Source organism: Streptomyces sp. NBC_00513, from assembly GCF_041431415.1.
Taxonomy (GTDB): domain Bacteria; phylum Actinomycetota; class Actinomycetes; order Streptomycetales; family Streptomycetaceae; genus Streptomyces.
In genome coordinates this window covers 477,798-503,844 of sequence record NZ_CP107845.1, presented here as the reverse complement: position 1 = coordinate 503,844, position 26,047 = coordinate 477,798, and the positions used below count along the sequence as shown (strand labels likewise).

Genomic DNA, 26,047 nt, shown 5'->3' with positions numbered 1-26,047 from the left:
GAGCCGACCGCGATGGCCCGCCTCCACAGGCCGACAGTGTCTCGCGGCTCCGCGCGGCTTGTCCGTCGAGTCCTGAACCCGGTGGAGCGGCACACCCTCCCGCCTCCGGCGAACGGCTCGGCAGCCGACCCGCCAAGTGCTCGCCCCCTCGCGGTGCCGAACCCGCCCGTGACGCGCGTGCGGCCGCGGCCGCCGGTCCGCGTGCGGCCGCGTCGGTCATCGCCCTGAGTGCGGCGTTCGGTCGCTGTCCGCGCTCGTCAGAATCGCGCTCGCGACAACCTCGAAGAGTCGGTCGGAGCGTGGCGCGAGTGAGGGTTGATCGCCGAGCCAGGCGAGCATGGCCACCAGCGCGAACAAGTCGGCGCCATCGACGTCGCTCCGCGCCGTGCCTGCGGCCTGGGCGCGGGTGAGGAGTCGCGCACCGGCTGCCCGCAGGGTGACGCACGAAGCGTGGAGTGCGGATTCGGGGTCCTCGATGGCGGCTGCCATCAGATCGGTGACGCCCCGAAACTCGGTTGTCCACGCGACGCAGTCGCGCAGCCACGCAACGAGAGCGTCTTCAGGCGAGCTCGACGTCTCAAGCTCGCCCGCCTCTGCCGTCAGTTTGTCGAAGCTCGTGCGGAGCAGGGCATCGAGCAGTGCCTCACGCGTCGGGAAGTGCCGCAGCAGCGTCGCCAGTCCGACGTCGGCCCTGCGTGCGATGTCGCGCAGCGACATGTCGACGCCGTGCTCGGTGATGGCGGTGCCCGCTACTGCGAGCAGGTGGTCGCGGTTCTTCCTGGCGTCGGCGCGCATCTGCCCCTCTTGACTATCCGGATCAGTGGTCCATATATTCGGATCAGTGGTCCACTTATGTGGACCACTGATCCGAATAAGCGTATCCCGTAGCACGGCAGGAGAAGACGATGTCGACCCGAACGATGAGGGCCATCCGGATCCACGAGCACGGTGGCCCGGAGGTTCTGCGATACGACGAGGTGCCGATTCCCAAGCCGGGGCCGGGCGAGGTGCTCGTCCGCGTTCACGCGGCCGGCGTCAATCCACCTGACTGGTACCTGCGCAACGGACTGACCAGGATGCCCGGGAAGGCGGAATCGACGGTCACCCTGCCGGTGATTCCGGGGACGGACGTGTCGGGCGTCATCGAGGCCATCGCCGCGGACGTGGACGACCTCGCCGTAGGCGATGAAGTCTTCGGCCTGCTGCGCTTTCCCGGCTTCGACGGCAGCACGTACGCCGAGTACGTGGCGGCGCCCGCGTCGGACCTCGCACGCAAGCCCGCCGGCGTCGACCACGTACACGCGGCCGGGGCGCCCATGGCCGGGCTCACCGCGTGGCAGTTCCTGATCGAGCTCGGACATGATCATCCCTCGCCCTTCCAGGAATCACGGCATCGACCGACGGTGATCGATGCCGACACGACGGTACTCGTTAACGGTGCCGCGGGCGGCGTGGGCCACTTCGCCCTCCAGCTGGCGAAGTGGAGGGGCGCACGTGTCATCGCGGTGGCATCGGGCGCGCACGAATCGTTCCTGAACAAGCTCGGCGCCGACCGGTTCATCGACTACACCAAGAGTCGTCCCGAGGAACTCGTGCACGACATCGATCTCGTTCTCGACACGGTCGGCGGCCCGGACAGCAAACGCTTCCTGCGCACCCTCAAGCGCGGCGGCGCCCAGTTCCCCGTGTTCCCCGGGGACTTCGACCAAGAGCAGACCGCGAAACTGGGTGTCACCGTCTCCAGTGCCCAGGTCCGCTCGAACGCCGCGCAACTCGCCGAACTGGGCCGTCTGCTCGACGTGGGCACGGTCCACGTCGCGATCGACAGCACGTTCGCCCTCGCGGATGCCCGGGCGGCGCACGAGCGCGCCGCCCGAGGGCACATCCAAGGAAAGATCGTACTCACGGTTGCCTGAGGACGAGCCGTGGACCTGTTGCGTCATCAGCCGGCTGGTGTACCGAGCACGCGCGGGCGGAATCGGATGATGGCCGCGGCGACAGCGTCGAGGTGGCTCTCCAGGAGGAAGTGACCACCATCGAGCAGGTGGATCTCCGCGCTTGGAGCGTCGCGGCGAAACGCCTCCGCGCCGGCCGGCGCGAAGATCTCGTCGTTGCGGCCCCAGATCGCGAGAACGGGGACACGGCTCGACCGCAGCCAGTCGTGCACCGCCGGGTAGAGGGCACGGTTGCTGGAGTAGTCGCCGAACAGGGCGAGTTGGGCGCGGTCGACGCCCGGTCGGGCGAGCAGGGTCAGGTCGTGCTCCCAGGCGTCGGGATCGATCAGGTTGGGGTCGAGTACGCCGTGGGTGTACTGCCACTCGACGGCTTCCCGGCCCAGGGCGGGCCGCAGCCGTGCTTCGTTCTCCGGGCTGCGGTGCGCACCGTAGGCCCAGATGGGTTCCCAGAAGGCCGGCACGAACCCTTCCTCATAGGCGTTTCCGTTCTGCGAGATGACGGCGAGGACCGCTTCCGGGGCCGCCAGCGCGAGTCGCCAGCCGATGGGTGCGCCGTAGTCCTGTACGTAGATCGCGTAGCGGTGTACGCCGAGGCCGGTCAGGAAGCCGCGGGTGACTTCGGCGAGGGCGTCGAAGGTGTAGGGGAAGTCCGTCACGTCGGGCGCCGATGAGCGGCCGAAGCCGATGTGGTCGGGGGCGATCACCCGGTAGTGGCCGGCCAGCGCCGGGATCAGGTGTCGGAACATGTGGGAACTCGTCGGATAGCCGTGCAGTAGCAGGAGGACGGGGGCGTCCGAGGGGCCTGCCTCCCGGTAGAAGACGGTCAAGCCGTCCACGTCCATGGTCCGGTGATGAACAGCAACCATAGTAACCCCTTAAAGTGAGTTAAACGGTTAGGCTATGCTGATCATGCTCAGAAGGGCATGGCGTGTCAAGGAGAGTGAGTCGTGGTCGAGGATGAGGAACTGCTCCTCGCCGTTCTCAACAGCGCGCCGGTGGTCGACGGGCTGCCCACGGACGCCCTGAACGAGCCGGGGGCGGCGGACTGGCTGCGAGCGCTCGGGGGGAGTGGCGCGAAAGAGGAACGCGACCGCCTGCGCCGTGTACGTGACGCGCTGCACCTGCTGATTCGGGGGACGTCCGCCGATGTCGGCAGTCTTGCCTCCGCGCTCGACGGGGCGCGACTTCGTCCTGCCGTCTCGCCCGCGGGCGTGTCCTGGCAACTGGAGACAGCGCCTGATGAGGAGGTTGTGGTCCGTGTCGTACTCGCGTGGTCGCGCCTCACCACGGAACTGCCGGGACGGCTGCGGGCCTGCGCGAACGAGGAGTGCAACTTGTTTCTCGTCGATCACAGCCGACCCGGGACCGCCCGGTGGTGCTCCATGGCGGTCTGTGGCAACCGGGTGAAGGCGCGAACCCACGCGCGCAAGAGGCGCTTCGCGGAGTGATCGCCCGCGCGGACCGTACTGCGGCCACCACCGGCGTCACACGGCCTCTCGGTGTGACTCTTCCGCACCGTACCGAGTCGGCTGTCGGACACGGGGTCCGGCGGCCCGATGCGGATCCGCACAGCGGTCGGCCGTGAGGCGTCACGGCGACCGCGTGGATGTGCCGGTGAGGCGGCCGGACGACTTCTATGAGGTTCCGCGGTCGGCCAGCGCGGCCCGCGCCAACCCGCGCAGCCAGGCGTGGGCGTGGTCGGTGTCGTAGCGCTGATGCCATGACAGATATATCGGTGCCGAGGGAAGTTCGAGCGGGAGCGGGAGCACGGCCAAGCCGAGATCGGCGACCGCGGAACGCGTGGTGGCCTCGGGGACGCTGACCAGGAGATCGGAGCCGCGCGCGAACTCCAACGCCGCCGCCTCCGTCGGCGCGGTCGCCACCACGCGGCGGGTGAGGTTGAGCCGAGCGAGGGCGTCGTCGAGGGCATTGCCGAGGTTTCCACGACGCGAGACGGTGAGGTGCTCGGCGGCGGCGTACTGCTGCACGGTGACGGTCCTGACGCGGGTGAGGGGGTGCCCCTGCCTCACGACGACGACGAGGCGGGTCTCGCCCACCTTCTCGGCGCGGATGTCCGGTGCGCTCGGGCGGTTGGCGTTGGCCTCCAAGTCGACCTCCCCGCGCCGCAACTCGGGTGTGTCGATGCTCGATTCGGCCACGAAGCGCAAGCGCACGCCCGGTGCCTGTCCGCGTACGGCCGCGAGGAGTGCGGGGCCGCTCATGGCGACCAGGGAATCGTGCCAACGGAGTGTGAAGGCGCGCTCCAACGTTGCCAGATCGAGTTCACGGCTCGGTGCGAGCACCCCCTGGACCTGGTGCAGCAGCTCGTGCACCTGTTGCCGGACGGCGATGGCATACGGAGTCGGGGTCATCGTGCGCCCGGTGCGCACGAGGATCTGATCCCCGGTCGTGCGCCGGATTCGGCCCAGACTCCGGCTCATCGCCGGGGCGGTGACATGCAGGCGCGCGGCCGCCCCGGCCACGCTTCCCTCTTCCAACAGCGCGTCGAGTGCGGCGAGCAGATTCAAATCCAATTGCATGGGAGTAATCCTAGCCGTGCTTTACATGCATTTGAAGTTAATCAAGGGGCTCTATACCTTCGAGACAAGAGCGCAGGACGGAACGCCCGACCAGCCTCAACACCCCTTCTCACAATGGGAGTACCACCATGTCCGAATCGCTTGAGACCGCCGAGGTCGCTGCTTCCGATGCCTACCTGCTCGAGCAGACCGTGATTGCCGTGCGGGAGGCCGGTTCGGTGTTGCGTGAACGCTTCGGCGAGGTGGTCGGACACCAGACCCGCGAGGAGCTGATGCGCGCGCTCGCCGCCAATGACGATGCGGCTCTCGACATTCTGCGTCCGCGTCTGACGGAGCTGCGCCCCGCTGCCGGTTGGGTGGAGGACGAGTTGGATGGTGGGGCGTTGCCGTCGGGTGAGTGGTGGGTGGTGGATCCGGCCGAGGGCAATGTCAATCACTTGCACGCCTTGCCGGACTGGGCGGTGACCGCGACCCTGGTGCGTGAGAATCAGCCGGTGCTCACGGTGGTGCACTTGCCGTTGACGGGGGAGACCTATACGGCGCTGTTGGGTGCGGGTGCCCACCTCGATGGCCGTCCGCTGCGTGTGTCCCCGGCCGCGGACCTCGGCCTGAGTGTCGTGGCCACCAGCCAGGCCCGGCCGGAGGAGGACGAGGAGGTCGTGCGGCGCGTCGGTTCCTCGATCACGGCGATGCTCTTCGACGCGCTCGTCGTTCGTACCTCCGTGCCCGCGACCCTGCATCTGGTGAATGTGGCCGCCGGCCGGATCGACGCGTTCTGGCAGTTCGCCGGGGCCCGCGCGGATCTGTTGCCCGGGGCCCTGCTCGTCACCGAGGCGGGCGGGCGGATCTCCGACGCCGAGGGCCGGCCCTGGACCCCGCGGAGCGACAGCTTCCTCGCGGCCGCTCCCGGCGTCCACGCCCAGGCCGCCGCCACGCTTTCACGCTGACCGCGCACCACACTCCACGCACCACGCACCACGCACCACATTCCACGATCGATGCTCCGTACCCAGGTGAGGACCAGAACATCATGACCACGATCGCAGTACTCGGAAACGGCCGTGTCGGCGGCACCCTGGCCACGGCCCTCAGTCGGGCCGGGCATGAGGTGAGCGTGGCGGGCCGCGCGGCGGGCGCCGCCGCCGCCGCTGTCCGGGCGGCTCGGATCGTCATCAACGCCACTCCGGGCGCGGGTTCACTGGAGCGGCTCGCGGCCCTGCGCGAGGAACTGCGGGACAGGATTCTCGTCGACGTCTCCAACGCGACCGTCGACGGACCGGACGGACTGCCCGCCGGCTTGATCTATCCCGGCTCAAGTCTGGCCGAGCAACTTCAGGTGGCGCTTCCCGAAACGCGTGTGGTCAAGACGCTGAACACCATGCTCTTCCCGGTGATGACCGCGCCGGCCATGCTCACGCGGGCGCCCGACGTCTTCCTCTCCGGTGAGGACCCGCAGGCCAAAGAGGTGGTCCGTGGACTGCTCGGCGACCTCGGCTGGCGCGAGGAGTGGATCACCGACCTCGGCGGCATCCAGACCGCCCGCGCCACGGAGGCCGCGATACTGTTCGTACCGCACGTGATCCGAACCAGCGGCTTCGCGCCCTTCGCGATCTCGATCGCCCGCTGATCCGCATACAGCGCACCACTCCCGGCGGGCCCGCATCCGGAGCGAATACCGCAGCGCGGCCCGAGCCGGAGATTCACTGTCGGACGGCGACCCCGGGCCCGTTGCCCGGGGGCCGTCAGCCTTCGCACCGAGCGGACGGGGACGTGGCCGGCGCGGGCCGGCGCGGGCCGGCAGCACCGGCCGCGACAGGACGTCCAGCCAGGGCAAGCAGCACACGCGGGCCCCGCTCTGCCCCGCCCGGCTCCGGGCACCTCCGTAGACCCGCGACACCGGGTCACCCAGGCCGCGAACGCGGAGAAAAGAAGGCCCGTTGGAGGCCTTCGCGTCAGGGTGGGACTCACCCGGACCCTCCCCGCCGACCTGACGGTCGGCGGAGCCGCGTCCCCTAGACCCTGCGATTCCGCAAGGCCTCGGGGGCCCTTTCGACCGCGGTCAGCACACCCGTCAGGACTTCCTCGTCGAAGAGGTCATCGTAGAGTTCACCGGTGAGCATCGTGGTGTTGATGGCGACGGAGGGTGTGCCCGGTCCGATCGGATCCTCCCCGGTCTGCCGGTACGCCGTCAGCGAAGCGGTCACGAAATCGCTGTACTTCATCGTCGACACCGCGGTGTCGAACGCCTCGCTCCGCAGACCCGGCACCTCGTCCGCAAGGCTCAGCAGGCGCTGCGTGGTGTAGCCGTCGGACGCCTCCGCCTCTTCCTGGTCTGCCATCAGCACGGCGTGGTACTCGGTGAACTTCTGCGCGTCGAGAGCCGCCCGCAGGGCGTTGACCGCGCGCTGGGAGCCGTCACCACCGAGGCGGTCGTCCTTGAACGAAGCGAATACGTACTCCGTCCGCGTCTGCCTCTGGATGGTGTGAGTGCGGATCGCCTTGGCGCCACTCGACTCGAAGTCCGCGACAACCGGGCAGCGCGGGTCCTCGTAGAGCCGGACGACCATCTTGGCGTTCGGGTCCCCCACCATGATCGTCGTGCCGTCCGTCGACAGTGCCTCCGGCAGTTCGGAGGCGTTCGCGTATGCCTTTGGAGCGGGCTCGGCGTCGGGGCGGCCCTCCCGGCACGGGGCAACCGGTCCGAGTGAGGGGCGTGGGCGGCGGTCTGTGGAAGGGACCGTCTGTCAGATCGACGCCGGGTCGAAATGAGTTCGACGGGACCATCGCGTGCAGGGGATCATGTGGGGGTGTCGCCAACAGAAGCGGCAGCCGATGACCTGCAGGATCTCGCCGCTCTCTGGAGCATGGGCGAGGCTCGCGCGCACGATGTCGTCGAGGTTGCCTGCGCGGCACTCGTTGCCGGACTCGACAGCCCGACCCTTCGCATTCTGGCCGGATACACCCGCGCCGAGGCGGAGAACGAGGTGCCGCACCTGCTTCCCGCCGTACTCGATGAGTTGGACCTCGTGTACTACCCGCGCGGCAGCGAGGCCGGGCGAGAGGCCGCCGTGCGGGCACTCGCGCACCAACTGTCGGCGGGCGAGCTGACACCACGAGAACTTGCCTCGCGTGTCCACCAGCTGTTCGGTCACCAACTTTCGACGGCCGAGCGTCTCGTGGAGCTTGATGACGAGTACGACATCATCGAATACGGGGACAGGACGTTGGCCGAGCTCGACGCCGAGGTCACAGCCGAGGCCCGGGCTCTTGCGCACAACCGGCTCGGCCACGAACAACCTTCGTAGCGATCGGGCCCCGCGACGGGCGATCCACGGCGCAGGCAGGGAGCTGAACCGTCCCGTTCTTGCATCTGGTGGGCCGGTGGCCCTCCACGATCCTGCCGCCAGGGGACGCCGGTCGGGCCGGGCGGCGCCCCCTTGACAGCCGGGGCAGTGTGCCACCGTCCACAACCCGCTGCCCGACCTGCGCGGCATCGGCGGCCTTCGAACAGGTCGGCGGAGTCCGGGCCGCAGCCCTCGACGTCCTCGGCCGCAGGTCGGCCCGTTAGGGTCGGAAGTATGACAACGCCTCATACCAGCAGTGCCTTTGACGCGCTCCGACTCGACGCAGTGACCGACCGGGAGGCGTTGCGCCGGGTCTACGATCCCCCCAGCGGCGCGGCCGTGCGCAAGCAGATGACGGAACTCACCGAGCAGACAAGGCGGTTGATCGGCTGCTCATCGCTGGTTCTGATCGCCAGCGCGGACGCCGAGGGCAACTGCGATGTCTCCCCGCGCGGCGGCCCCGCAGGGTTCGTCGCGGTCCTGGACGCACGGACGGTGGCGATACCCGACGCGACAGGCAACAAGCGTCTGGACACCCTGCACAACGTCATCGCCACCGGACGGGCCGGGCTGCTGTTCGTCATCCCCGGGCGCACCACGACGCTCAGGGTGAACGGCCGGGCCTGCGTCTCCACCCGCCCAGAGCTGCTGTCGCAGCTGACCGCCGTGGGCAAGCCACCGGCCAGCGCGCTGGTGGTGGGGATCGAGGAGGTCTACCCGCACTGCCCCAAGTCGCTGCTGCGCAGCGCGGCCTGGAAGCCGCAGGAGTGGCTGCCGGCGGACGCCCAACCGGCCTCTGCCGAGGTGACACTGGCCCAACTGCGGATGCCGGAGTTGACGATCGCCGACATCGAGCAGGCGGAGGCGGACTCGCTGAAGTATCGGTACGAGTAACCGGAACCGACCACCCCCCCGCGGCATCCGAGGCCCCGAACACGTATGGAGTTCTTCACCGCCGTCGAACTGGACCACCCCACTGCGATCGACGGATCCAGGTGCCCCGCGCGGCCCGACGGCGAGTCGGTGCCGCCCACCCAGGCCGCGGTGAACCCACCTCCGAGCGACGGGTGCCGGACACACGGAGCCGGGGCCACGAGCCATCCGTTCGGCGTCACCGTCGGACTGATGGACAGGACGACGGCCACACCACGCGTCTCACCGAAGCCTTCGCCCCATGGGCCCGGCATGGCACCCGAAGCCGTGCCGACATGCCCGCCGATCCTCCCGGACAGAATCCGTCAGGCCCGTCAGCAGTCGAAGACGCCGAGGAAGCCCAGGGCATGGCCCAGGCTCATGAGCCGCGTGGAGTCGATGACCCCTGCCGCGCGCACGAGGTCCTGCGTACGGGCCTTGACGTCGCTGGGGGCGATCTTGGCGGCGCGGGCGATGTCGGCCGGTGCGGAGTGCTCGGCGATGGCCTTCAGCAACAGCTGCTCGACCTCGCTCGGCTGGAAGGTCGGGCGCTGCGGTGGGAACTGCGGCGTGGTCACCTGCCTGTGCAGGAGAAGGGTGTGCACGAGGACCGGGCGGGAGGCGCGGGGCGGGCAATGAAGGCTCTGGCGCATGCCGCGGATGTGAGAGCTCACCGTGTCGAGAGACAGGTGTTCCTTGGTGGCGATCTCGTTGTTGGACAGGCCCTGGACCAAGTGCTCGGCGATCCGTTTCTGGGCGGGGGTGAGGGGTTTGACGGGGGCTGTGGTGGTCATCGGGCTGGTCCTGGTCAGTTGGTGGTCACTGCGGTGGGGCGAAGCCGGACGGGGAGCTGCTGGTGGCCGTTGCTGATCAGGGAGCCGAGCGGCTTCAGCCGGGCGGCCGGGACGGCGAGTTCGAGCTGGGGGAAGCGGTCGAACAGCATCCGCAGGCCGGTCGCGACCTCCAGACGGGCGAGCGGCGCGCCGAGGCAGAAGTGGATGCCGTGGCCGAAGGCGAGGTGGCCCTGGGTGGGGCGGCGGATGTCGAACGTGTCGGCGTCGTCGTGCCATCCGGGATGACGGTTGGCGGCGGCGTAGGAGGCAAGGATCGCCTCGATCGACAAGATCGCGGGCACCGGCTTCTCCACCGCGCTCTCCCCGGAGCGCATGGACCTCGTCGACGTCGACCGCGTCTTCGTCATCAACGACAAGGCCGACACGGACGCGCTGAAGAAGTTCGACCTCTTCGCCAACCTGAAGGTCACCAAGGCCAACAAGGTGTCCTACCTCCTCGACAGCGAGGGCCCGGCGGCCGGTGCGGCCATGTCGCAGGCCACCCTCCCCTCCCTGCCCTTCGCGATCGACGAGCTTGTCAAGTCGGTCGGCTAGGTGTGAGCACCACGCGGACTCGGGTCGCCCCGGCCACCCTGCGTACGACGACCGGACGTGAAGCGGCCCGATGGCTGGCGGCCAACTGCCGCACGATGCCCTGGCTGACGTCCGCCGCCGTACTCAGCACGGTGGCCGGGGCGGCTCTCCAGATGCTTCCCGTGCTGCTGCTCGGCCGGGTGGTCGACGGAGTGGTCGGGGGCGAACCACGTTCGGTCCTGGTCACGATCGGGGTGTGGATGGTGGCCGCCGCGCTGCTCGGTGCGGCGGCCACCGCGGTGTCGGCCTACCTGATCGGGCGGCTCGGCGCCGACCTGCTCGCGCACCTGCGCGAAGGCGCCGTCCGGGCCGTACTGGGCATGCCCAGCGCCCGGGTCGAGCAGGTGGGCCGCGGTGACGTGCTCTCCCGGGTCGGCGACGACGTCGCCGTCCTGTCCAAGGGCATCCGTTCGGCCATCCCCACCGTGTTCTCCGCGGGAGTGCTGGTGGCCATCGCCACGGTCGGCATGTTCGGGCTCGACTGGCGGCTCGGCCTGGCGGGTGCCTGTGCGCTGCCGGCCTACGCCCTGGCCCTGCGCTGGTACCTCCCCCGCTCCGCCCCGCTCTACCGCAAGCAACGGATCGCCCAGGCCGACCGGGCGCAAGCCCTGATCAGCGGCCTGAACGGCATCGAGACGGTACGCGCGCACCGCCTGGAAGGGGCCTTCCGCGAGAAGGTCTCCGACGACTCGCGGCGGGTACGGGACCTCGGAATCGAGGTGTTCCACCTCTTCGGCCGGTTCGTCGGCCGCGAGAACCGGGCGGAGTTCGTCGGCCTGACCCTGATCCTCGTGGTGGGCTACGTCCTGCTGGAGACCGGATCCGCCACGCTCGGCGAGGTGTCGGCCGCTCCGCTGGTGTTCCACCGCCTGTTCACCCCGCTGGGCGCGATCATGTTCACCTTCGACGAGGCCCAGAAGTCCGGCGCGAGCCTGACCCGGCTCGTCGGCGTGCTGGCGGAGTCCTCGGAGGAACGGCGGCTGGTGGGCGACTCCACCGCCGTGCGCGCGGACGACGCGTCGTACCCGGTCACGGTGCGGGGGCTGACCTTCGGGTACCCCGACGCCGAGGAACCGGTCCTGCGGGACGTCAGCCTGACGATCCCGGCGGGCGGCTCGCTGGCCCTGGTCGGTGCGACGGGAGCGGGCAAGACCACCCTGGCCGCGCTCATCGCCGGTATCGGCACCCCGCAAGCCGGGTCGGTGCACGTCGGTTCGACCGATCTCGCCGATCTGGACGAGGCCGGGGCGAGGGCGCTGGTGAGCATCCTGACCCAGGAGACGCACGTGTTCTCCGGGCCGCTCGCCCACGACCTGCGGCTGGCCGCACCTAAGGCCACCGATCCCGAACTGCTGGCCGCACTGCGTACCGTGGGCGCCGACGAGTGGGTCGAGGCGCTGCCCGAGGGGCTGTACACCGACGTCGGCGAGGGCGGTGCGCGGCTGGACGGCACCAAGGTCGCCCAGATCGCCCTGGCGCGGCTGGTGTTGAGCCGGACGCCCGTGGTGGTGCTCGACGAGTCGACCGCGGAGGCGGGCAGCGAGGGCGCCGCCGAGCTGGAACGGGCCGTACTGGCCGCCTGCTCCGGACGGACCACGCTGTTCGTCGCGCACCGGCTGACCCAGGCGGTGGCGGCCGACCGGATCGCCGTGCTGGACGCCGGACGCATCGTGGAGCAGGGAACGCATGAGGAGTTGGTGGCCCTGGGCGGCCGCTACGCGCGCCTCTGGCAGGCCTGGCGAGACGGCGGTCAGGTACACCCGAACCTGCGCCGGCCGACCTTCGGCCCCGCGATGACCATCCATGATCCACTCGCCCCGCGAACCATCGAAGCGATTGCCCGCCACCCTGATGACAACTGCTGACGTCCAGAGTTCCCGCCGCGCGGGATACGACATCCTCCGCACCGCCATCCGCCGCAACGCCGGTGCCATGGTCCGGGGCACCGTCCTCATGAGCCTGTACCAGGCCGGCGAGACCGCCTTCCCGATCGCGCTCGGCCTGATCACCGAGCACGCCATGGAGGAGGACCGGAGCCTCGGTGCGCTCGCCGTGTCGATCGCGGCCCTCGCCGTGATCATCACGACCGTCTCGCTGTCGTGGCGGTTCGGAATGCGCGTCCTGCAGAAGGCCAACACGACCGAGGCCCACCGCTGGAGGGTGCGGGTCGCGGCCTGCGGCCTCCAGCCGGTGGCCCGGGACATCGACCTCAAGTCCGGTGAGGTACTCACCATCGCCACCGAGGACGCCGACCAGACCGCCGACATCGTCGAGGTCGTGCCGATGCTGATCAGCTCCATGGTCTCGGTGCTGATCGCGGCGGTCGCGCTGGGGCTGGCAGACCTGCGCCTCGGCCTGCTGGTCATGATCGGAGCGGTCGCCATCCTGTCGACCCTCAGCGTGCTGTCCAAGCGGATCGGCAGCAGCACCAAGGAACAACAGGCCCGGGTGGCGCGGGCGGGCGCGAAGGTCGCCGACCTGATCACGGGCCTGCGCCCGCTGCACGGTTTCGGTGGCAACCACGCGGCCTACCGCTCCTACCGGAAGGTCAGCACGGAGGCGAAGCAGCAGGCGATCACCGTCGCCCGGGTGAACGGCGTCTACGCGGGCACCGCCCTGGGCCTGAACGCGACCCTCGCGACCGCGGTGACCCTGACGGCCGGTTGGCTGGCCTTCGACGGGCAGATCGGCATCGGCGCGCTGGTCATGGCCGTGGGCCTGGCACAGTTCATCATGGAGCCGCTGCGGCTGTTCTCGGACATGCCGAAGTACGTGATGATGGCGCGCGCTTCGGCGGAGCGGATGGCCCTCGTCCTGTCCGCCCCGCAGGTCGCGGACTCCGGGACGGCGCGTCCGGCCCCCGGCGGGGACCTGGAGGTCGACTGCGTCCGGTACGAGTCCCTCCAGGGGCTGAAGTTCCGCATTCCGGCGGGCGAGTTCACGGCCATCACGGCCTACCAGCCACGGACGGCGGCCGAACTCGCTTCGATCCTGGCCGTGAACGTGGCGCCCTCCGAGTACGAGGGAGCGGTGCGGCTCGGCGGACAGGACCTCGCGGATCTGTCGGTCGAGGCGGTCCGAGAGCACATCCTGGTGAACCCGTACGACGGGGAGATCTTCGCGGGAACCCTCCGCACGAACATCGACCCCTCCGGCACCAGCCGGACGGTGTCCGAAGCCGTGGAGGCGTCCATGCTGACCGACGTCGTCGCCCAGCACCGGCAGGGGCTCGACCACGAGGTCCGTGACCGCGGTTCGAACCTCTCGGGAGGGCAGCGCCAGCGGCTGTCGCTGGCCCGTGCCCTGGCCGCCGACTCCGACGTGCTCGTCCTGCGGGACCCGACGACGGCAGTGGACGCGGTGACCGAGCAGCTCGTCGCACGCAACATCGCGGAGCTGCGCCGGGGCCGTACCACCGTCGTCATCACCAGCAGCCCGGCCCTGCTGGACGTCGCCGACAGGGTGCTCGTCCTGGACGACGGAGTCGTCACGGCCGAAGGCACCCACCGCGACCTGCTGGCCACCGACGCGACGTACTCCCTGGCGGTGACCCGGTGACCCGGTGACCCGGTGACCCGGTGACCCGGTGACTCGGTGACCCGGTGACTCGGTGAGCCGGGTTATCGGGCCATTCGGCGACCCGGCGACCCGGCGACCCGGCGACCGACACTCGAACTCGGCTCGCCGGGCCGGGCTCCGCTTGCCGACTGTGGCCGGCCCCGCCCGGGACCCACGTTGCCGTTGGGTCGGCGCCTCGGATGCCCTCTTCTCGTCCCCTTGACGATATGCGCCCACCTCGTTATCGTCGCACTGACGAAATGAAGGGGGTTAGCCATGGCCGACATCACCCGGCGCTTCGGCTGGCGTCATCTGCGCTCCGCGCCCACCACCCACATCCGCCACCACAAGCGCGGCCGACTCGTCCACGACGGGCGGGGGCTCAGTTTCTGGTACCGGTCGCTGTCGGCGGCGCTTTCCGAAGTCCCGGTCGACGACCGGGAACTGGCCATGGCGTTCCACGCCCGTACCTCCGACTTCCAGGACGTCGCGGTGCAGGCCACCGTCACCTACCGGATCAGCGACCCGGCCGAGGCCGCGGACCGACTCGACTTCTCCGTCGACCCGGACACCGGGAGCTGGCGCGGCGCGCCCTTGGAGCAGATCGCCACTCTCCTCACCGAGACCGCGCAGCAGCACGCGCTGGACGTACTGGCCCGCACCCCGCTGGCCGTCGCCTTGGTGGACGGCGTCGCCTCCGTGCGGGAACGGGTCGCCACCGGTCTCGCCGACGAGCCCAGGCTCCCGGCCACCGGCATCGACGTGGTGGCCGTGCGGGTCGTGGCGATCCGCCCCGAGGCCGACGTGGAGCGCGCCCTGCGCACCCCGGCCCGCGAGCAGATCCAGCAGGAGGCGGACCGGGCCACCTATGAACGGCGTGCCGTCGCCGTCGAGCGTGAACGCGCCATCGCCGAGAACGAGCTGGCGAGCCAGATCGAACTGGCACGACGCGAGGAGCAACTGATCGACCAACGCGGCACCAACACCCGCCGCGAGGCCGAGGAGAAGGCGGCCGCGGACGGCATCCAAACCGAGACCGAGGCGGCCCGCAAGGTCACCCTGGCCCGCGCGGACGCCGAGGCGGCCCGCGAGACGGGAGCCGCGCGCGCCGAGGTCCAGGCAGCCTGGCTGCGCGTGCACGACGAAGCCGACACGGGCACGCTGCACGCCCTGGCGGCGACCCGGCTTGCGGAGAACCTGCCGCGAATAGAGAGCATCACGCTCTCTCCCGACGTTCTCACCGGGCTCCTCACCAGGCTCGGACGTCCGGAAGGCGGCACGGGCGCGTGAGTCTGGCCCCGCGGGCGGTGCTCGTGCACCGCAGGACCGAGTACGAGGAGTTGCTCGCCCGGCACGGGACGCACGGGCAGGCCGCGTTCTTCCTTTCCAGCCGGGGCCGGTCCATCGACGAGGTGGTCCGCCGCCACGACCGCACGCGGCAGGCGCTGCGGGAGGTGGCGGCCGCAGTACCGCTCACCTGGCGCAACTCCCGGGTGGAGCGGGCCGACCTGGACCGCTTCCTGTTCGCCCCGGAGGACGTGGTGGTCGTGGTCGGCCAGGACGGCCTGGTCGCCAACACCGCGAAGTATCTGCGCGGACAGCCGGTGGTGGGCATCGACACCGACCCGGGGCGCAACCCGGGGGTCCTGGTCCGTCACCGCTGCGCCGACGCGGCAGCCCTGCTGCGTGCGGCGACCGCCGCCGGGGGCGGGGCAGAGGAGCTGACCATGGTCGAGGCCGTCGCCGACGACACCCAGCGCCTTCTCGCGCTGAACGAGATCTACCTGGGCTCGCCAGGTCACCAGACGGCCCGCTACCGCCTGGGCTCCGACGGCGAGATGGGCCCGGGCGAGGCCCAGGCATCCTCCGGGGTGCTGGTGGGCACCGGCACGGGCGCCACCGGCTGGCTGCGCTCCGTGTGGCTGGAGCGCGGCAGCCGCGCGGGGCTGCCCGCACCGTGCGACCCGCGGCTCCTGTGGTTCGTACGCGAGGCCTGGCCCTCTCCCACGACCGGAACGACGAAAGTCGCCGGTGAACTGGGGCGGGGGCAGAAGCTGCGGCTGACCGTGGAATCGGACCGGATGGTGGTCTTCGGCGACGGGATGGAGAGCGACGCCCTGGAGCTGACCTGGGGCCAGAGCATACGACTGGGCATCGCGGGAACGTCACTGCACCTGGTGACGTGAGCGCACCGCCCGACGGGCCGTCGCCACCGCGGACCCACGGGAGGACGACGCGCCACGGGCTCTGCGGCAACCGTGCCCGCTCAGGTGCGTCCGGTCCCCGGGGTCGTGATCACGAACCCGATGCGGCGCCGGCGAGAGCCGGTTTCATGGCGCCGCCGAGCCGCTTCCGGGCGCTCCGCGACGAGATGCGCCCGGAAGCGGCTCGACGCGTTCCTCGACTCCCCGGGCCAGGCCTCCGGTGCGGCATCGACCTTGCCGGACTGCACCTTTCCGGACTCCACCTTGCCATTCCACCGCGCAGTCGCCTTCAGCTGGTCCGCGAGGTGATCCGAGAGTGCGGTCTAGCGCGGCTCGTGGGCCGCCTCGCGGCATGCGCCGTTTGCGGCGCCGCCGGGGACACCGGCGGAGGCGAGCCCGTTCACGCACCCTTGTAGGTCTCCCGACACGCCACGGGTGCAGGCGGCCGTGACGGCGTCGGTGACTTGGACGCCCGTTCTCTCGGCAGTCTTCGTACAAGCCGGGATGTCCGCGGGTGCGGCGTGGGCGGCCATGGCCGCGCCGCCGAGTGTGAGGGTCAGACCGGCGAGGACGCCTGCGGTACGGGTCGACGCGCGCATGCGACGCACCTGCTCTCCGGGGCTCGGGTACCGGCCCGGCGGGGCCGGTCCATTCTTCCCCCTTCGACGCTAGACCAGCCCCCCGCCGCCCGCACCCGAGGGCCCGGGGTCGCGGGGCGCCCAGGGCGCCCCGCGCGGAAGTCCAGGCCCCGTGGTGGAGGGCCTTAGAAGTCGTCGACGGCCGGCGAGGTCATGCTCCGGATACGCGGCGAAGCGGCAACGCCGCTCGAACGGCACCCGGTGAGCACGGAGCGCGCCCGTGCGACGTGCCCCGCCAAGGTCGGCTCATGTCCTCCTCGACACGGGCGCATCGAGTGCCGAGGCCACGGCGCGGAAGACGTACGCCGTCATCGGGGCGGAAACCGGCCCTGTGCCCAGACGGGCCGTCATCTCTCCGACGACGGTGGCCAGGACGGCCGGCCCGTCTCCGCGCTCCTCGACGGCCGCGCGCACCGGCGTCCCGGTGAGGAACCCGGTGGCAAGGTCCGCGGCCGACGCGGCCCGGCCCTCCAACGTCAGTTCCTGCTCCTCCTCGACGGCGAACCCGGCGGCCGCGAGGTCAGCGGCCACGACGGCGGGGTCGCAGTAGCCGTGCGGGACCGTTGGGAGGAACCGCGGTGGGTCGGCCGGAAAGGCCCGCTCCAGCCCGGCCTGCACCGCGGAGCCGAAGGCGTGTGTGCTGAGCGGGCCCCAGGTGTTGAACAGGAACCGGCCGCCCGGGGCCAGCACCCGACGAGCCTCGGTGAAGGCCGCGACCCTGTCGGGGAAGAACATCACGCCGAATTGGCAGACCACCAGGTCGAAGCCTCCGTCCGGGAACGGCAGCCGCTGCGCGTCGGCCTGTTGCCACACCGCGCCCGGGGCCCGGGCCGAACCGAGGGCGATCATGGCCTCGTTCAGGTCGGTGGCCGTCACCTCGCCCGACGGCGCTGTCGCGAGGAGATGTGACGTCAAAGCACCGGTGCCCGCGGCCAGTTCGAGGATCCTCCGAGGGTGGAGTGCCGCTACTCGGGCGGCCAGGTCCGTGGCGAAGGGCTGGAAGAGCACCGGCACCAGGTACTGCTCATAGGCCGCCGGCATGGACTCGGACCACCGTCGGTCGGCATCGCTTCCCGTCACGTTCGCCACGGTAACGCCGTCCCGAGAGACCCCCGCCCCGCCGCGCCGTGGCGCCCGTCGTACGGCTCCAACCCCCGCGGCCGCAGCAGGACGGCGGCCTGCCCCGTGCCGAGGCCGGGCACCACCTCAGGCCTGATCCGCGGCGCGCAGGGCCCGCGCCAGCCACTCCAGCTCCTCGGTCGCGTCGGGCGACGAATCCTGCCCGCGTACACGGGCGACGAGCCTGCGGTAGCGCTCCGCTCCAGCCTCGATCCCGGCCTCCAGGCTGCGCAGCACGGCGGCCCGATCGGCGTCACCGAACAGCTCGGACAGCAACTCGGCCGCTGCCGGCTCCTCGGGAGCGACCCCGCCCTTCCTGACCTCCGCGACGGTCCGCACGATCTGCCTGGCCCACCAGATGGACGCCCCCGGGGGACGGCCCTGCCCCGGTACGGGCGTGTTGAACTCCATCCATGTGCGCAACCGGTCGCGGAAACCGGGGTCCCGCACCAATTCGGCGAGTTCGATCCACGCGTCGACCTGCTCAGGTGTGGGATCGTCGGGCAGTTCGATGCTGTAGGTGCCGATACGATCCCGCAGACCCGGGTCGTCGAGGCCGCCGAACACCTCCTCCTTGAACTCGTCGATGATCTGCTTGCGCTCGGCGGCGGAAAGCCGCGCCAACCGGTTCATCAGTGCTGTCTCCTCAGCGGTCGAACCACGTTTCGCCACGGTGGACAGGACGGCCCGGCTCACCTTGAGGGAGCGGATCTGCGCGTCGAGCGCGGCCACATGCGCGTCGGCGACCTCGGCGACCGTGATGCCGCCGCTCAGGACGCGGCACACGTCGTCCAGCCCGAGCCCCAGCTCCCGCAGGGTGCGGACCAGCTCGACACGGGCCACGGACGCGGCGTCGTACAACCTGTAGCCGCCCGCGGAGCGGCCCACAGGTGGCACCGCCCCCTCGTCCGACCAGAAGCGCAGGGTACGCACCGGAAGCCCGGTGCGGTGCGCGAGCCGGCCAATGGTGAGCATGTCGGGGCGTTCGTCTTCCATGAGCAAGATCCTGGACCCTCCGGCGGCTGGAGACTCAAGCCCTCAGCGCGACTTCCCCTGAGTTCTCCAGCGCTCTGCCGGGTTTCTCACCCTCGCCGGCGCCGACAGCATGCGCCTCCTCATCCGGATGACTTCGGAGCCCCACCGACGAAACGGCCGTTGCGGCCGGTCGGGCATCGCAGGCCCGCACCGGTTCGCCCAACTGCATGCACGAGTCGGTGGCATCAGCCAGAAGATGCTGTCGCAGAACCTCAAAGCACTGGCTCGGGCCGGGCTCGTCGCCCGCCATGTCGCGCCCACCACCCCGCCCCAGGTCACCTACAGTCTGACGGAACTCGGTGTCAGTCTGGCGGGACCGCTGACCGATCTCATCCGATGGTTCGGCGAACACGGAGACGAGCTCGTCGCCGCTCAGAAGCACTACGACAGCCAGTAGGCGTCACCGCTCAGTGGTGGTTCGAAGTCCTTCGGGGATCGCAGACTGTCATCGGTGACGTGAACATCGAACGGCCGGGCGGGCTCGACCACACGGGCAGGGCCAAGTGGGACGCGGTGGCCGCTCTGGTGCCGGGGATGCCTGCCGCCGTGGCCATGCAATGCTGGGGCTGGGACTGGGACTTCCGGCCGGTGGCCTGGACGCGTAGGTCCAACGGTCCTTGCCGCACGCCGGGTTTTGCAGCGGAATCCGGTAGACGTTGTCCGGGCCGCGCAGTGTTCCCAGGTAGCCGGGGTGGGTGTCCAGGTCGCCACGCGCGCCGAGTGCCTCGCCGGGTGCGGCGCCCAGCCGTCGAGCTCCCGTGGGATCCGCACGGTGGCTGCCGATGCATCGGTGAAGTCGATGGCGGAAGACCAGCCCTCCGGCCTGGAGAGCGCCACGTGGGCGTGCGGCGTGTCACTGCTTTCCCGGTGATCGAGCATCGCCTTGCTCGACGTGGGCGCGACCGTCCGAAGCGCGGGCGTTGGCTTTGACGGCGTCCTGGATCGGCGTGGTGCCGGTGTTGAGTTCGAGGATCCGTCGGTTGACGTGGGGCTCGTGCAGGAGCTCGGCGAGGGTTGCCGCGACGTCGGCGCGGGGGATCTGGCCGTGGAACTCGGCCGGGCCGAGGGAAACGGTGCCCACACCGGGGTCTTCGGTGAGCAGGGACGGGCGGAGGATCAGCCAGTCCAGGTCGCTGCGGCTGAGGGCGACGTCGGCTTGCTTCTTCACGGTGAAGTAGTACTCGACCTCGTCGTCGAGGTCGCGCTCGCGCCAGGACTCGGGGAGGACGGAGACCAGGGCGAGGCGCTGGATGCCCGCGTGGCGGGTCGCCTCGATCGCTCGGGTGACGCCGTCGCCGTCGATCGCCTTCGTGGTCTGTGCGCTGCCCCCGTTGGATCCGGCGGTGAAGACGACGGCGTCGGCGTTCCCGAAGGCGTCCGCCAGTTCCGTCACCGACAGGTCGGTGAGGTCCCCGACCACGGCGTGGATGCCCTGTGTGGCGAGGTCCGTCCGCTGTTCGTCGCGGCGCACGAGGCCGTGGACGGTGTCGCCCTTGGCGAGAAGCTCCCGCGCGAGCAGGCGGCCGATCTTGCCCGTGATGCCGATGATGAAGACGTCCACTGCGAGGACTCCCTTGGTTTCCGGGGCGATGGTCGGACTTTTTCCCCGGATGGGCCGGGTTAACAGCCGCCCACCTTCGCGGGTCGCCCGGCGGGCGTCGCTTCTGTCCGCCCTCGCGCTCGCCGGATGCGTGTACGCGTACGGTCGCATGCGCACCCTGCGCACCCTGGGCCCCAGCGATGAGCCGTCCGGCCGCGCTGGAAGGACTCGCGGTCGCCAGGCCGAGACCTCGCGAGTCTCGCTCGGTGGCGTCCGTCTTCTGCCTCGACGATCAGCGTGCGTCCTTGTGCCGCCGCACGGCCGGCGGCCGTTCCCCGTGCCGTCACCTGGACCGCGCATCGTCGCCGGACAGACCGATCGACAGACCGTTCCACTTCGCTCCCCGGGGATGTCCATTCCATGACCGCACCGCTTGCGCAGCCCGAAGAAGCCTCGAACCTGCCTGTGCCCGCGCGTTTGGATGAGGTGAAGGGATGGTTCTGGCCGGCCGACCAGATTCTCTTCGACTGGTTCCTGAGCCGCCAGAACGCCGACCCGTCGGGTGGCGGGGACCTCCTGGAACTCGGCGCCTACCTGGGCAAGAGCGCCATCTTCCTCGGCGGATACCTCAAGGAGGGAGAGGAGTTCACGGTCTGCGACCTCTTCGATTCCCCGGCCGAGGACGACAACAACGACGACGAGATGCGACGCTCGTACGCCACCCTGACGCGCCGGGCGTTCGAGGCCAACTACCGTGCATTCCACGATGAGTTGCCCACGGTGGTGCAGGCGGTGACGGCCGTCCTTCCCGACCGCGTCCGGCCTGCCTCCTGTCGCTTCGTTCACGTGGACGCCTCGCACCTGTACGCGCACGTGCGCGCGGACGTGGAGACCTCGCGGCTGCTGGCCGCCCCCGGAGCGATCGTCGTCTTCGACGACTTCAGGGCGGAGCACTGCCCGGGTGTCGCGGCGGCCGTCTGGGGAGCCGTGGACGCGCGGCGGTTGCACGTCCTGTGCATCACCCAGCACAAGATGTACGCGACGTGGGACCATCCCGAACCGCTGCGCACGGAGCTGGCCGTGTTCCTGACCGGCCGCGAGGATCTGTGGCATGGGGTGGAGGAGGTGGCCGGCGCACCCCTGATCCGGATCACCGGCCGGAAGGCGGTTCCCCCGCCGCACCCCCGCTCCCGCCACGAGACGGCCGCCCCCGGCCCGGCCGAGGAACTGGTTCCCGCCCCCGTGGCAGTACCGTCGCGGCGCACCCCGCCCCGGCGGAGTCCGCTGGTCCGCCGCCTGGCCAGGGACCTCCTTCCCCCGGTTCTGACCCGCACGGTGCGCCGCTGGCTCTAGTGCCGTGGCCGGAAGGGTTCACCGCGTCACGGCGCCCGCAGACCATTCCGGCCACAGCACTGGGCACCGTCGACCCGCGGCGGGTACGCGGCGTGACGGGAAGCCCCCGATGCTCGCAGGCTCCGGCGGGCCCGCCCTTGCCGAGGCCGACTCATCAGGGCGTCACGGCTCACGGCGTCACGGTGTATTGGTGAAGGTGCGGCGGTAGGCGCGGGGTGGTACGCCCCGGCGGCGCACGAACTGTTCGCGCAGGACGGCCGCGCTTCCGTATCCGACGCGATGGGCGATTTCCTCGACCGGCAGGTTCGTGGTCTCCAGGAGTTCCTCGGCTGTGCTCAGGCGCAGGTTCCGCAGCCAGGCGTGGGGGGTGGTGCCGGTCGTGGCGGCGAAGCGGCGGGCGAAGGAGCGTTTGCTCATCAGGGCGCGCCCGGCCAGTTCGGTGACGGGAAGCGGCTGGTGGAGGTTCTCGCGGGCCCACGCGAGTACGTCGGCGAGTCGTTCGTCGCCGGAGCTTTCGGGGGCGGGGGCGGCCAGGTACTGGGCCTGCCCGCCGTCGCGGTGGGAGGGCAACACGATGTCGCGGGCGACGGCGTTGGCCGTCGCGGCCCCGTGTTCCCGCCTGAGCAGGTGCAGGCAGAGGTCGAAGCCGGCGGCCGCTCCCGCGCCCGTGATGACACGGCCTTCGTCGATGTAGAGGGCGTCGGGTTCGACGGTGACTTCGGGGTGGCGCTCGGCGAGCAGTCGCGCGAACCGCCAGTGGGTGGTGGCCCGTCGGCCGTCGAGCAGTCCGGCGGCGGCGAGCGCGAAGGCGCCGACACAGTGGGCCGCGACCAGTGAGCCGCGCGCGTGCGCGGCCGACAGCGCATCGAGTACCGCGGGAGCGGGCGGGGTGCGGAAGTCGGCCCACGGCAGGGCGATCACCAGATCGGCCGAGGCGAGCCGGTCCAGGCCGTGCGTGAGGGTGAGTGGCACGCCGAGGTCGGTGGGAACCGGCCCGGGGCGGTCGGTGCACAGGGCGAAGTCGAAGCCGGGCAGTGCGCCGCCGTGCCAACCGAAGACCTCGGTGACGATGCCGACTGCGAGCATGCCCACTCCGGGCGGGGCGTACGCGGCGACACTTGCGAAGGGAGGCATGCGCCCAGTCTGGCACCAATCTGGCACCAATCCTGCGATCAGTGGCAGATGTGCCACTCGTGAGCGGCCTTCCCGTCCGGAAGCATTGAGGCCATGACAGACGCACCGCTCGGCCGCAGCGCCAAGTACACGATCCTGACCACCGGTTACACCCTCTCCACCGGCCCGGGAGTCGCCGCCACGGTCTCCTACGTCACCGACGGCGAGCACCACGTGATCGTCGACCCCGGCATGGTGGCCGGCCGCGATCGGATCCTTGGCCCCCTGGCCGAACTGGGCCTCGGCCCCGACGACATCACCGATGTGATCCTCAGTCACCACCACCCGGACAACACCATGAACGTCGGTCTGTTCGGTCAGGCCCGCGTCCACGACCACAAGGCCGTCTACCGTGACGACCAGTGGACCGACCGCGACGCGGAAGGCCACGAACTCACACCCTCCCTCAAGCTGATCCGCACCCCGGGGCACAGCGCCGAGGACATCACCCTGCTGGTCGGCACGGAGGCCGGTGTCACCGCGTTCGTGGGCGACCTGTGGTGGCGCCCGAACGGTCCGGTGGACGACCCGGTGGCCCCGGACCACGACGTGCTGCTGGCGTCACGACTGCGGGTCCTGGCCGCCGCCGACACCATCGTTCCGGGCCACGGACCGGCCTTCCCGGCCGACGACACCGCCCCGCGCTAGCCGGCGACCGCAAGACGGCCCGCTCACCGCGTACCAGACGTACTCGTCGCGAGCGACGGCGAGGCGAGGCACGGCGCCAGACACCGCGGGCGCAAGGGGACTTGGCCGCCACGATCCAACACCGGGCCGCCGTCAGCGAGCATCGTCCCCAACAAGACGGCAGGGATGCACGAACCGTACGTGGGCGGTGGCTGCGGCTCCCTGTGCGTCGGCGGCGACGGCGACGGCGAGCGGACCGCCGAGATCACCGCCATGATCCGGTACGCCCACGCCGCCGGACACCAACTGGCCGTCCCCGTCCCCGTCACCGGCGACCGAGCCAGCGACGCCGTAGCGGACGCTTTCGCCGAAGCCGCGGCCGAGCACCCCCGGTCCGACGCCCGCCACTACGTCATCCACGGCGATTTTCTGACCGCGCACAGCATGAAGGGCATTGCCCCGACCCGGGGGCCGACCCGAGCGGACCGCCGAGGCCCGTGTCCCGGCGCCGGTCCCGGCCGGGCCCGTAGCCGCACGGTCTTCTCGATCAACGGCACGGCCACACCGGCGATCCGACGATCGGAAAGGGATGGTCTAGCCCTGGTCCAGGTCGGTGTACAGCGCGTGGTGGTCGGAGTACGGGCTGGGGCGGACGCGGTGCGTGCGCGCGCTGATGCCGCGCAGGAACACGTAGTCGAACTTACTGTTCCAATCGGTGGTCGCCGCGCAGGTGCCGCCGGTGGCGGTCGAGGGGCGGCAGCCGGGGTCCATGTCCGTGGCCAGGGCCCACATCGGGCCGAGTTCGGGCGCGTGCGGCACGGCGTTGAAGTCGCCGAGGACGATCGCGCGGTCGTGACGGGCGACTTCCGCGGCGAGCACCTTCACCTGGCCCGCCCGCACCGGTGCCTGCCGGCGCTCGGCGAGGTGGGTGTTGAAGACGCGGACCGGCCGGCCGCCCACCAGCGTGGTGACGGCCAGGTAACCACGGTCCTCGGAGCCGCCATCGGGGTATTCGACGCTCACCCGGTCCGTCATCGGCGCTGCCGAGAGGATCGCCTGGCCAAAGCCGCCCGGCCGCCACGGCAGCCCCCCGCAGCGGTTCCAGTTCCGCAGGACCGAGCCGTACTCGACCCGGTAGACCAGCCCGTAGACCTCCTCCAGGTACCTGCGGATCTGCTCGACGTCACGTACGCACGCCTCCTGCAGGCCGATGACCTGCGGCGCGTACGTGGCGATCTCCGTCGCCCGGCCGAAGTCGTGCCCGCCCCCGCACGGATTGCAGATGTTCCACGTGCCGATCCGGTCCGGTACGACGTCCTCGGCGGTGTCGAACGGCAACGGTCTGGCGAGGGGGGCGCCACCGCCCGGTGCGCTGGGGCCGAGCAGCAGCATCAAGCAGACCGCGGACATCACGCCCGCGGCCCATCGCGCGCCCTTTCTCGGCACCATCGCCTCCCCGGAGAGTGGACGCACATCATCACACGACACCCCCGACGCACAATCGAGGTGCTTCCCGGCCGGTCCGTCCGGCGTCATCACGGCATGATCGGCCGACGGACCACGCATCGCACGGCGGACGGCGTCCGCGCACCACCTGGCCTCGTGGACGTTCGGTGAACCGCGCACCTGGCTGCACCAGCACCCGCAGGGGGTGGTCCTTGCGGTCCATGTCGCCGAGCGCGTCGCGGCGCACGGTCTCGGGGACGGCCAGGTAGGCGGCCCGGGTGGCTGCACGGTTGTCCTCCGTACGGTCCGCCATGAAAACGTCCACCGCGGCGAGGCAGCGGGCGGTCGAGTCGGGGCCGCCGGTGAGGTGTTCCCGGCCGGGGCGTCCGGCCATTCGTGCGCACGCGCATGACCACGCCGCTCAGCCCCGCGCAGATCCAGGAGATGCCCCCTCAAGGGCAGAACGCACCTGATCGCAGTGACCACGGGAGGTCATGGTCTTGTTGTGCGGCAAACATGAGGAGCGCACCTTGAACAGCGAGATCACGACCATTCGTCTCCTGGCAGACTATGAGTGTTACCCGCTCTGGCTGACCGGGGACAGGGCGGACAATGTCGCGCCGGACAGCACCGATATGGGGCTGACGCCGCTTCTGGCCGAGAGGCTGGATGCCTGGGCCGGGCGCTTCGACGCAACCCTGGACATGGACGACCCCAGGTTGTCCGGGTTCCCCACCGAAGAGGCTGAGCACGAATTCGCCCAAGACGGCGAGACCCTCGCACGGCAGCCGGCGGTCGAACTCGGTCCTGGATGGCGAGTTGTCTACAACGATCTGCGCATTGGCGCTGATGTGGAGATTCCCGCCTCCTGAGGCGACCGGGACGACGGCCGACGTGCCTCTCGGTGGCGGGGGTTGGCTCGCCGGGCAGGCCGACTACTGGCGGGGCGTCATCGCGAAGGCGCTGCCGAAGCTGGCGTGCGACGACACCGTCACCCGAGAGGGCAGTGAGCCGGGAGGCCCTCCCACGCGGAAGCCCGAGAGGCCCAGGAGTGACCTCCTGGCCAACGTCCTTTGCCGACCGCGATGCCGAGCGGGTCCGTGAACGGGGAGCCTCACCGCCCGCCCAGGCCAAGCCACCGAGTGGCCGCCAGCGGAGCTTCGGGCGCCCTTCTCC

26 protein-coding genes and 2 pseudogenes are annotated in these 26,047 nt (G+C 70.6%); 15 read left to right on the top strand and 13 right to left on the bottom strand.

The window, feature by feature from the left end:
• Positions 1–216: 216 nt before the first annotated feature.
• Positions 217–795, bottom strand: coding sequence for a TetR/AcrR family transcriptional regulator (locus tag OHA84_RS02555; protein WP_053683811.1), 579 nt, complete (start codon positions 793–795; stop codon positions 217–219).
• A gap of 110 nt (positions 796–905) precedes the next feature.
• On the opposite strand from OHA84_RS02555, the gene OHA84_RS02550 reads away from it, so the two are divergent.
• Positions 906–1,916 carry an NADP-dependent oxidoreductase gene (locus tag OHA84_RS02550; RefSeq protein WP_266973711.1) on the top strand — a complete coding sequence of 337 codons (1,011 nt, stop codon included), beginning with the start codon at positions 906–908 and terminating at the stop codon, positions 1,914–1,916.
• Between the two features lie 26 nt (positions 1,917–1,942).
• Here the strand turns inward: OHA84_RS02550 and OHA84_RS02545 are convergent, their stop codons facing one another.
• Complete coding sequence (locus tag OHA84_RS02545; protein WP_323181956.1) at positions 1,943–2,821, bottom strand: alpha/beta hydrolase; 879 nt, start codon at positions 2,819–2,821, stop codon at positions 1,943–1,945.
• A gap of 81 nt (positions 2,822–2,902) precedes the next feature.
• Between OHA84_RS02545 and OHA84_RS02540 the strand changes: the two genes are divergently transcribed.
• On the top strand, positions 2,903–3,403 hold the full coding sequence (locus OHA84_RS02540) for a CGNR zinc finger domain-containing protein (RefSeq protein ID WP_266973713.1): 501 nt from the start codon (positions 2,903–2,905) through the stop codon (positions 3,401–3,403).
• A gap of 186 nt (positions 3,404–3,589) precedes the next feature.
• On the opposite strand, the gene OHA84_RS02535 is transcribed toward OHA84_RS02540, so the two are convergent.
• The gene (locus tag OHA84_RS02535; RefSeq protein WP_266973715.1) at positions 3,590–4,495 is read right to left on the bottom strand and encodes a LysR family transcriptional regulator; all 906 of its coding nucleotides are present in this window, start codon (positions 4,493–4,495) and stop codon (positions 3,590–3,592) included.
• A gap of 128 nt (positions 4,496–4,623) precedes the next feature.
• Between OHA84_RS02535 and OHA84_RS02530 the strand changes: the two genes are divergently transcribed.
• Together OHA84_RS02530 and OHA84_RS02525 are read left to right on the top strand one after the other, a co-directional pair.
• Entirely contained in the window at positions 4,624–5,442 is an 819-nt protein-coding gene (locus OHA84_RS02530) for an inositol monophosphatase family protein (protein ID WP_266973717.1), read from the top strand.
• 83 nt (positions 5,443–5,525) lie between these two features.
• Positions 5,526–6,122 carry an NADPH-dependent F420 reductase gene (locus OHA84_RS02525; RefSeq protein ID WP_266973718.1) on the top strand — a complete coding sequence of 199 codons (597 nt, stop codon included), beginning with the start codon at positions 5,526–5,528 and terminating at the stop codon, positions 6,120–6,122.
• A 385-nt stretch (positions 6,123–6,507) separates the two neighbouring features.
• On the opposite strand, the gene OHA84_RS02520 is transcribed toward OHA84_RS02525, so the two are convergent.
• On the bottom strand, positions 6,508–7,089 hold the full coding sequence (locus OHA84_RS02520; protein WP_371591571.1) for a DsbA family protein: 582 nt from the start codon (positions 7,087–7,089) through the stop codon (positions 6,508–6,510).
• A gap of 213 nt (positions 7,090–7,302) precedes the next feature.
• Between OHA84_RS02520 and OHA84_RS02515 the strand changes: the two genes are divergently transcribed.
• Together OHA84_RS02515 and OHA84_RS02510 are read left to right on the top strand one after the other, a co-directional pair.
• Entirely contained in the window at positions 7,303–7,800 is a 498-nt protein-coding gene (locus OHA84_RS02515) for a hypothetical protein (RefSeq protein WP_266973720.1), read from the top strand.
• Positions 7,801–8,073: 273 nt separating this feature from the next.
• A complete protein-coding gene (locus OHA84_RS02510) occupies positions 8,074–8,733 on the top strand; it encodes an MSMEG_1061 family FMN-dependent PPOX-type flavoprotein (protein ID WP_053683826.1) in 660 nt (219 codons plus the stop codon).
• Positions 8,734–9,086: 353 nt separating this feature from the next.
• Here OHA84_RS02510 and OHA84_RS02505 read toward each other — a convergent pair whose 3' ends face one another.
• Entirely contained in the window at positions 9,087–9,545 is a 459-nt protein-coding gene (locus OHA84_RS02505; protein WP_266973721.1) for a helix-turn-helix transcriptional regulator, read from the bottom strand.
• Positions 9,546–9,559: 14 nt separating this feature from the next.
• Positions 9,560–9,865 (bottom strand): annotated as a pseudogene (locus OHA84_RS02500) (cytochrome P450); the annotation flags it as partial.
• A 1-nt stretch (position 9,866) separates the two neighbouring features.
• On the opposite strand from OHA84_RS02500, the pseudogene OHA84_RS02495 reads away from it, so the two are divergent.
• The 5 genes and pseudogenes from OHA84_RS02495 to OHA84_RS02475 form a co-directional block, all read left to right on the top strand.
• Positions 9,867–10,139: pseudogene (locus tag OHA84_RS02495) on the top strand (iron-siderophore ABC transporter substrate-binding protein); the annotation flags it as partial.
• A 2-nt stretch (positions 10,140–10,141) separates the two neighbouring features.
• On the top strand, positions 10,142–12,043 hold the full coding sequence (locus OHA84_RS02490; RefSeq protein ID WP_266973723.1) for an ABC transporter ATP-binding protein: 1,902 nt from the start codon (positions 10,142–10,144) through the stop codon (positions 12,041–12,043).
• On the top strand, positions 12,030–13,736 hold the full coding sequence (locus tag OHA84_RS02485) for an ABC transporter ATP-binding protein (protein WP_266973725.1): 1,707 nt from the start codon (positions 12,030–12,032) through the stop codon (positions 13,734–13,736). The genes OHA84_RS02490 and OHA84_RS02485 overlap by 14 nt, the downstream gene beginning before the upstream one ends.
• A 276-nt stretch (positions 13,737–14,012) precedes the next feature.
• Positions 14,013–15,026: an SPFH domain-containing protein gene (locus tag OHA84_RS02480; protein WP_266973727.1), complete on the top strand. Its 1,014-nt coding sequence runs from the start codon at positions 14,013–14,015 to the stop codon at positions 15,024–15,026.
• On the top strand, positions 15,023–15,922 hold the full coding sequence (locus tag OHA84_RS02475) for a hypothetical protein (RefSeq protein WP_266973729.1): 900 nt from the start codon (positions 15,023–15,025) through the stop codon (positions 15,920–15,922). The genes OHA84_RS02480 and OHA84_RS02475 overlap by 4 nt, the downstream gene beginning before the upstream one ends.
• 341 nt (positions 15,923–16,263) lie before the next feature.
• Here OHA84_RS02475 and OHA84_RS02470 read toward each other — a convergent pair whose 3' ends face one another.
• From OHA84_RS02470 to OHA84_RS02460, 3 genes are all read right to left on the bottom strand, one after another.
• On the bottom strand, positions 16,264–16,539 hold the full coding sequence (locus tag OHA84_RS02470; RefSeq protein WP_053675861.1) for a hypothetical protein: 276 nt from the start codon (positions 16,537–16,539) through the stop codon (positions 16,264–16,266).
• 285 nt (positions 16,540–16,824) lie between these two features.
• Entirely contained in the window at positions 16,825–17,619 is a 795-nt protein-coding gene (locus OHA84_RS02465; protein WP_266974148.1) for a class I SAM-dependent methyltransferase, read from the bottom strand.
• A gap of 165 nt (positions 17,620–17,784) precedes the next feature.
• Positions 17,785–18,693, bottom strand: a complete 909-nt coding sequence (locus OHA84_RS02460; RefSeq protein ID WP_266973732.1) for a MerR family transcriptional regulator — start codon at positions 18,691–18,693, stop codon at positions 17,785–17,787.
• A gap of 109 nt (positions 18,694–18,802) precedes the next feature.
• Between OHA84_RS02460 and OHA84_RS02455 the strand changes: the two genes are divergently transcribed.
• On the top strand, positions 18,803–19,129 hold the full coding sequence (locus OHA84_RS02455) for a winged helix-turn-helix transcriptional regulator (protein WP_371591309.1): 327 nt from the start codon (positions 18,803–18,805) through the stop codon (positions 19,127–19,129).
• A gap of 456 nt (positions 19,130–19,585) precedes the next feature.
• Here OHA84_RS02455 and OHA84_RS02450 read toward each other — a convergent pair whose 3' ends face one another.
• Positions 19,586–20,293 carry an SDR family oxidoreductase gene (locus OHA84_RS02450; RefSeq protein ID WP_266973735.1) on the bottom strand — a complete coding sequence of 236 codons (708 nt, stop codon included), beginning with the start codon at positions 20,291–20,293 and terminating at the stop codon, positions 19,586–19,588.
• Positions 20,294–20,692: 399 nt separating this feature from the next.
• On the opposite strand from OHA84_RS02450, the gene OHA84_RS02445 reads away from it, so the two are divergent.
• A complete protein-coding gene (locus OHA84_RS02445; protein WP_266973736.1) occupies positions 20,693–21,625 on the top strand; it encodes a class I SAM-dependent methyltransferase in 933 nt (310 codons plus the stop codon).
• A 177-nt stretch (positions 21,626–21,802) separates the two neighbouring features.
• Here OHA84_RS02445 and OHA84_RS02440 read toward each other — a convergent pair whose 3' ends face one another.
• Entirely contained in the window at positions 21,803–22,759 is a 957-nt protein-coding gene (locus OHA84_RS02440) for a GlxA family transcriptional regulator (protein ID WP_266973737.1), read from the bottom strand.
• A 93-nt stretch (positions 22,760–22,852) separates the two neighbouring features.
• On the opposite strand from OHA84_RS02440, the gene OHA84_RS02435 reads away from it, so the two are divergent.
• Entirely contained in the window at positions 22,853–23,446 is a 594-nt protein-coding gene (locus tag OHA84_RS02435) for an MBL fold metallo-hydrolase (RefSeq protein ID WP_266973738.1), read from the top strand.
• 132 nt (positions 23,447–23,578) lie between these two features.
• On the opposite strand, the gene OHA84_RS02430 is transcribed toward OHA84_RS02435, so the two are convergent.
• Positions 23,579–23,845 (bottom strand): hypothetical protein, encoded by a 267-nt coding sequence (locus OHA84_RS02430; RefSeq protein ID WP_266973740.1) that lies wholly within the window; start codon positions 23,843–23,845, stop codon positions 23,579–23,581.
• A 174-nt stretch (positions 23,846–24,019) separates the two neighbouring features.
• On the bottom strand, positions 24,020–24,874 hold the full coding sequence (locus OHA84_RS02425; RefSeq protein WP_266973742.1) for an endonuclease/exonuclease/phosphatase family protein: 855 nt from the start codon (positions 24,872–24,874) through the stop codon (positions 24,020–24,022).
• 527 nt (positions 24,875–25,401) lie between these two features.
• On the opposite strand from OHA84_RS02425, the gene OHA84_RS02420 reads away from it, so the two are divergent.
• Complete coding sequence (locus tag OHA84_RS02420; RefSeq protein ID WP_266973746.1) at positions 25,402–25,743, top strand: hypothetical protein; 342 nt, start codon at positions 25,402–25,404, stop codon at positions 25,741–25,743.
• The last annotated feature ends 304 nt before the right edge of the window (positions 25,744–26,047 follow it).

What these genes read in the sequence shown, in the direction of transcription:
- OHA84_RS02440 (WP_266973737.1), bottom strand. Translation starts at nt 22,759, where the DNA reads ATGCCTCCCTTCGCAAGTGTCGCCGCGTACGCCCCGCCCGGAGTGGGC.
- OHA84_RS02465 (WP_266974148.1), bottom strand. Translation starts at nt 17,619, where the DNA reads ATGCCGGCGGCCTATGAGCAGTACCTGGTGCCGGTGCTCTTCCAGCCC.
- OHA84_RS02550 (WP_266973711.1), top strand. Translation starts at nt 906, where the DNA reads ATGTCGACCCGAACGATGAGGGCCATCCGGATCCACGAGCACGGTGGC.
- OHA84_RS02525 (WP_266973718.1), top strand. Translation starts at nt 5,526, where the DNA reads ATGACCACGATCGCAGTACTCGGAAACGGCCGTGTCGGCGGCACCCTG.
- OHA84_RS02545 (WP_323181956.1), bottom strand. Translation starts at nt 2,821, where the DNA reads ATGGTTGCTGTTCATCACCGGACCATGGACGTGGACGGCTTGACCGTC.
- OHA84_RS02555 (WP_053683811.1), bottom strand. Translation starts at nt 795, where the DNA reads ATGCGCGCCGACGCCAGGAAGAACCGCGACCACCTGCTCGCAGTAGCG.
- OHA84_RS02435 (WP_266973738.1), top strand. Translation starts at nt 22,853, where the DNA reads ATGACAGACGCACCGCTCGGCCGCAGCGCCAAGTACACGATCCTGACC.
- OHA84_RS02480 (WP_266973727.1), top strand. Translation starts at nt 14,013, where the DNA reads ATGGCCGACATCACCCGGCGCTTCGGCTGGCGTCATCTGCGCTCCGCG.
- OHA84_RS02530 (WP_266973717.1), top strand. Translation starts at nt 4,624, where the DNA reads ATGTCCGAATCGCTTGAGACCGCCGAGGTCGCTGCTTCCGATGCCTAC.
- OHA84_RS02455 (WP_371591309.1), top strand. Translation starts at nt 18,803, where the DNA reads ATGCGCCTCCTCATCCGGATGACTTCGGAGCCCCACCGACGAAACGGC.
- OHA84_RS02510 (WP_053683826.1), top strand. Translation starts at nt 8,074, where the DNA reads ATGACAACGCCTCATACCAGCAGTGCCTTTGACGCGCTCCGACTCGAC.
- OHA84_RS02445 (WP_266973736.1), top strand. Translation starts at nt 20,693, where the DNA reads ATGACCGCACCGCTTGCGCAGCCCGAAGAAGCCTCGAACCTGCCTGTG.
- OHA84_RS02485 (WP_266973725.1), top strand. Translation starts at nt 12,030, where the DNA reads ATGACAACTGCTGACGTCCAGAGTTCCCGCCGCGCGGGATACGACATC.
- OHA84_RS02535 (WP_266973715.1), bottom strand. Translation starts at nt 4,495, where the DNA reads ATGCAATTGGATTTGAATCTGCTCGCCGCACTCGACGCGCTGTTGGAA.
- OHA84_RS02425 (WP_266973742.1), bottom strand. Translation starts at nt 24,874, where the DNA reads ATGGTGCCGAGAAAGGGCGCGCGATGGGCCGCGGGCGTGATGTCCGCG.
- OHA84_RS02505 (WP_266973721.1), bottom strand. Translation starts at nt 9,545, where the DNA reads ATGACCACCACAGCCCCCGTCAAACCCCTCACCCCCGCCCAGAAACGG.
- OHA84_RS02460 (WP_266973732.1), bottom strand. Translation starts at nt 18,693, where the DNA reads ATGGAAGACGAACGCCCCGACATGCTCACCATTGGCCGGCTCGCGCAC.
- OHA84_RS02470 (WP_053675861.1), bottom strand. Translation starts at nt 16,539, where the DNA reads ATGCGCGCGTCGACCCGTACCGCAGGCGTCCTCGCCGGTCTGACCCTC.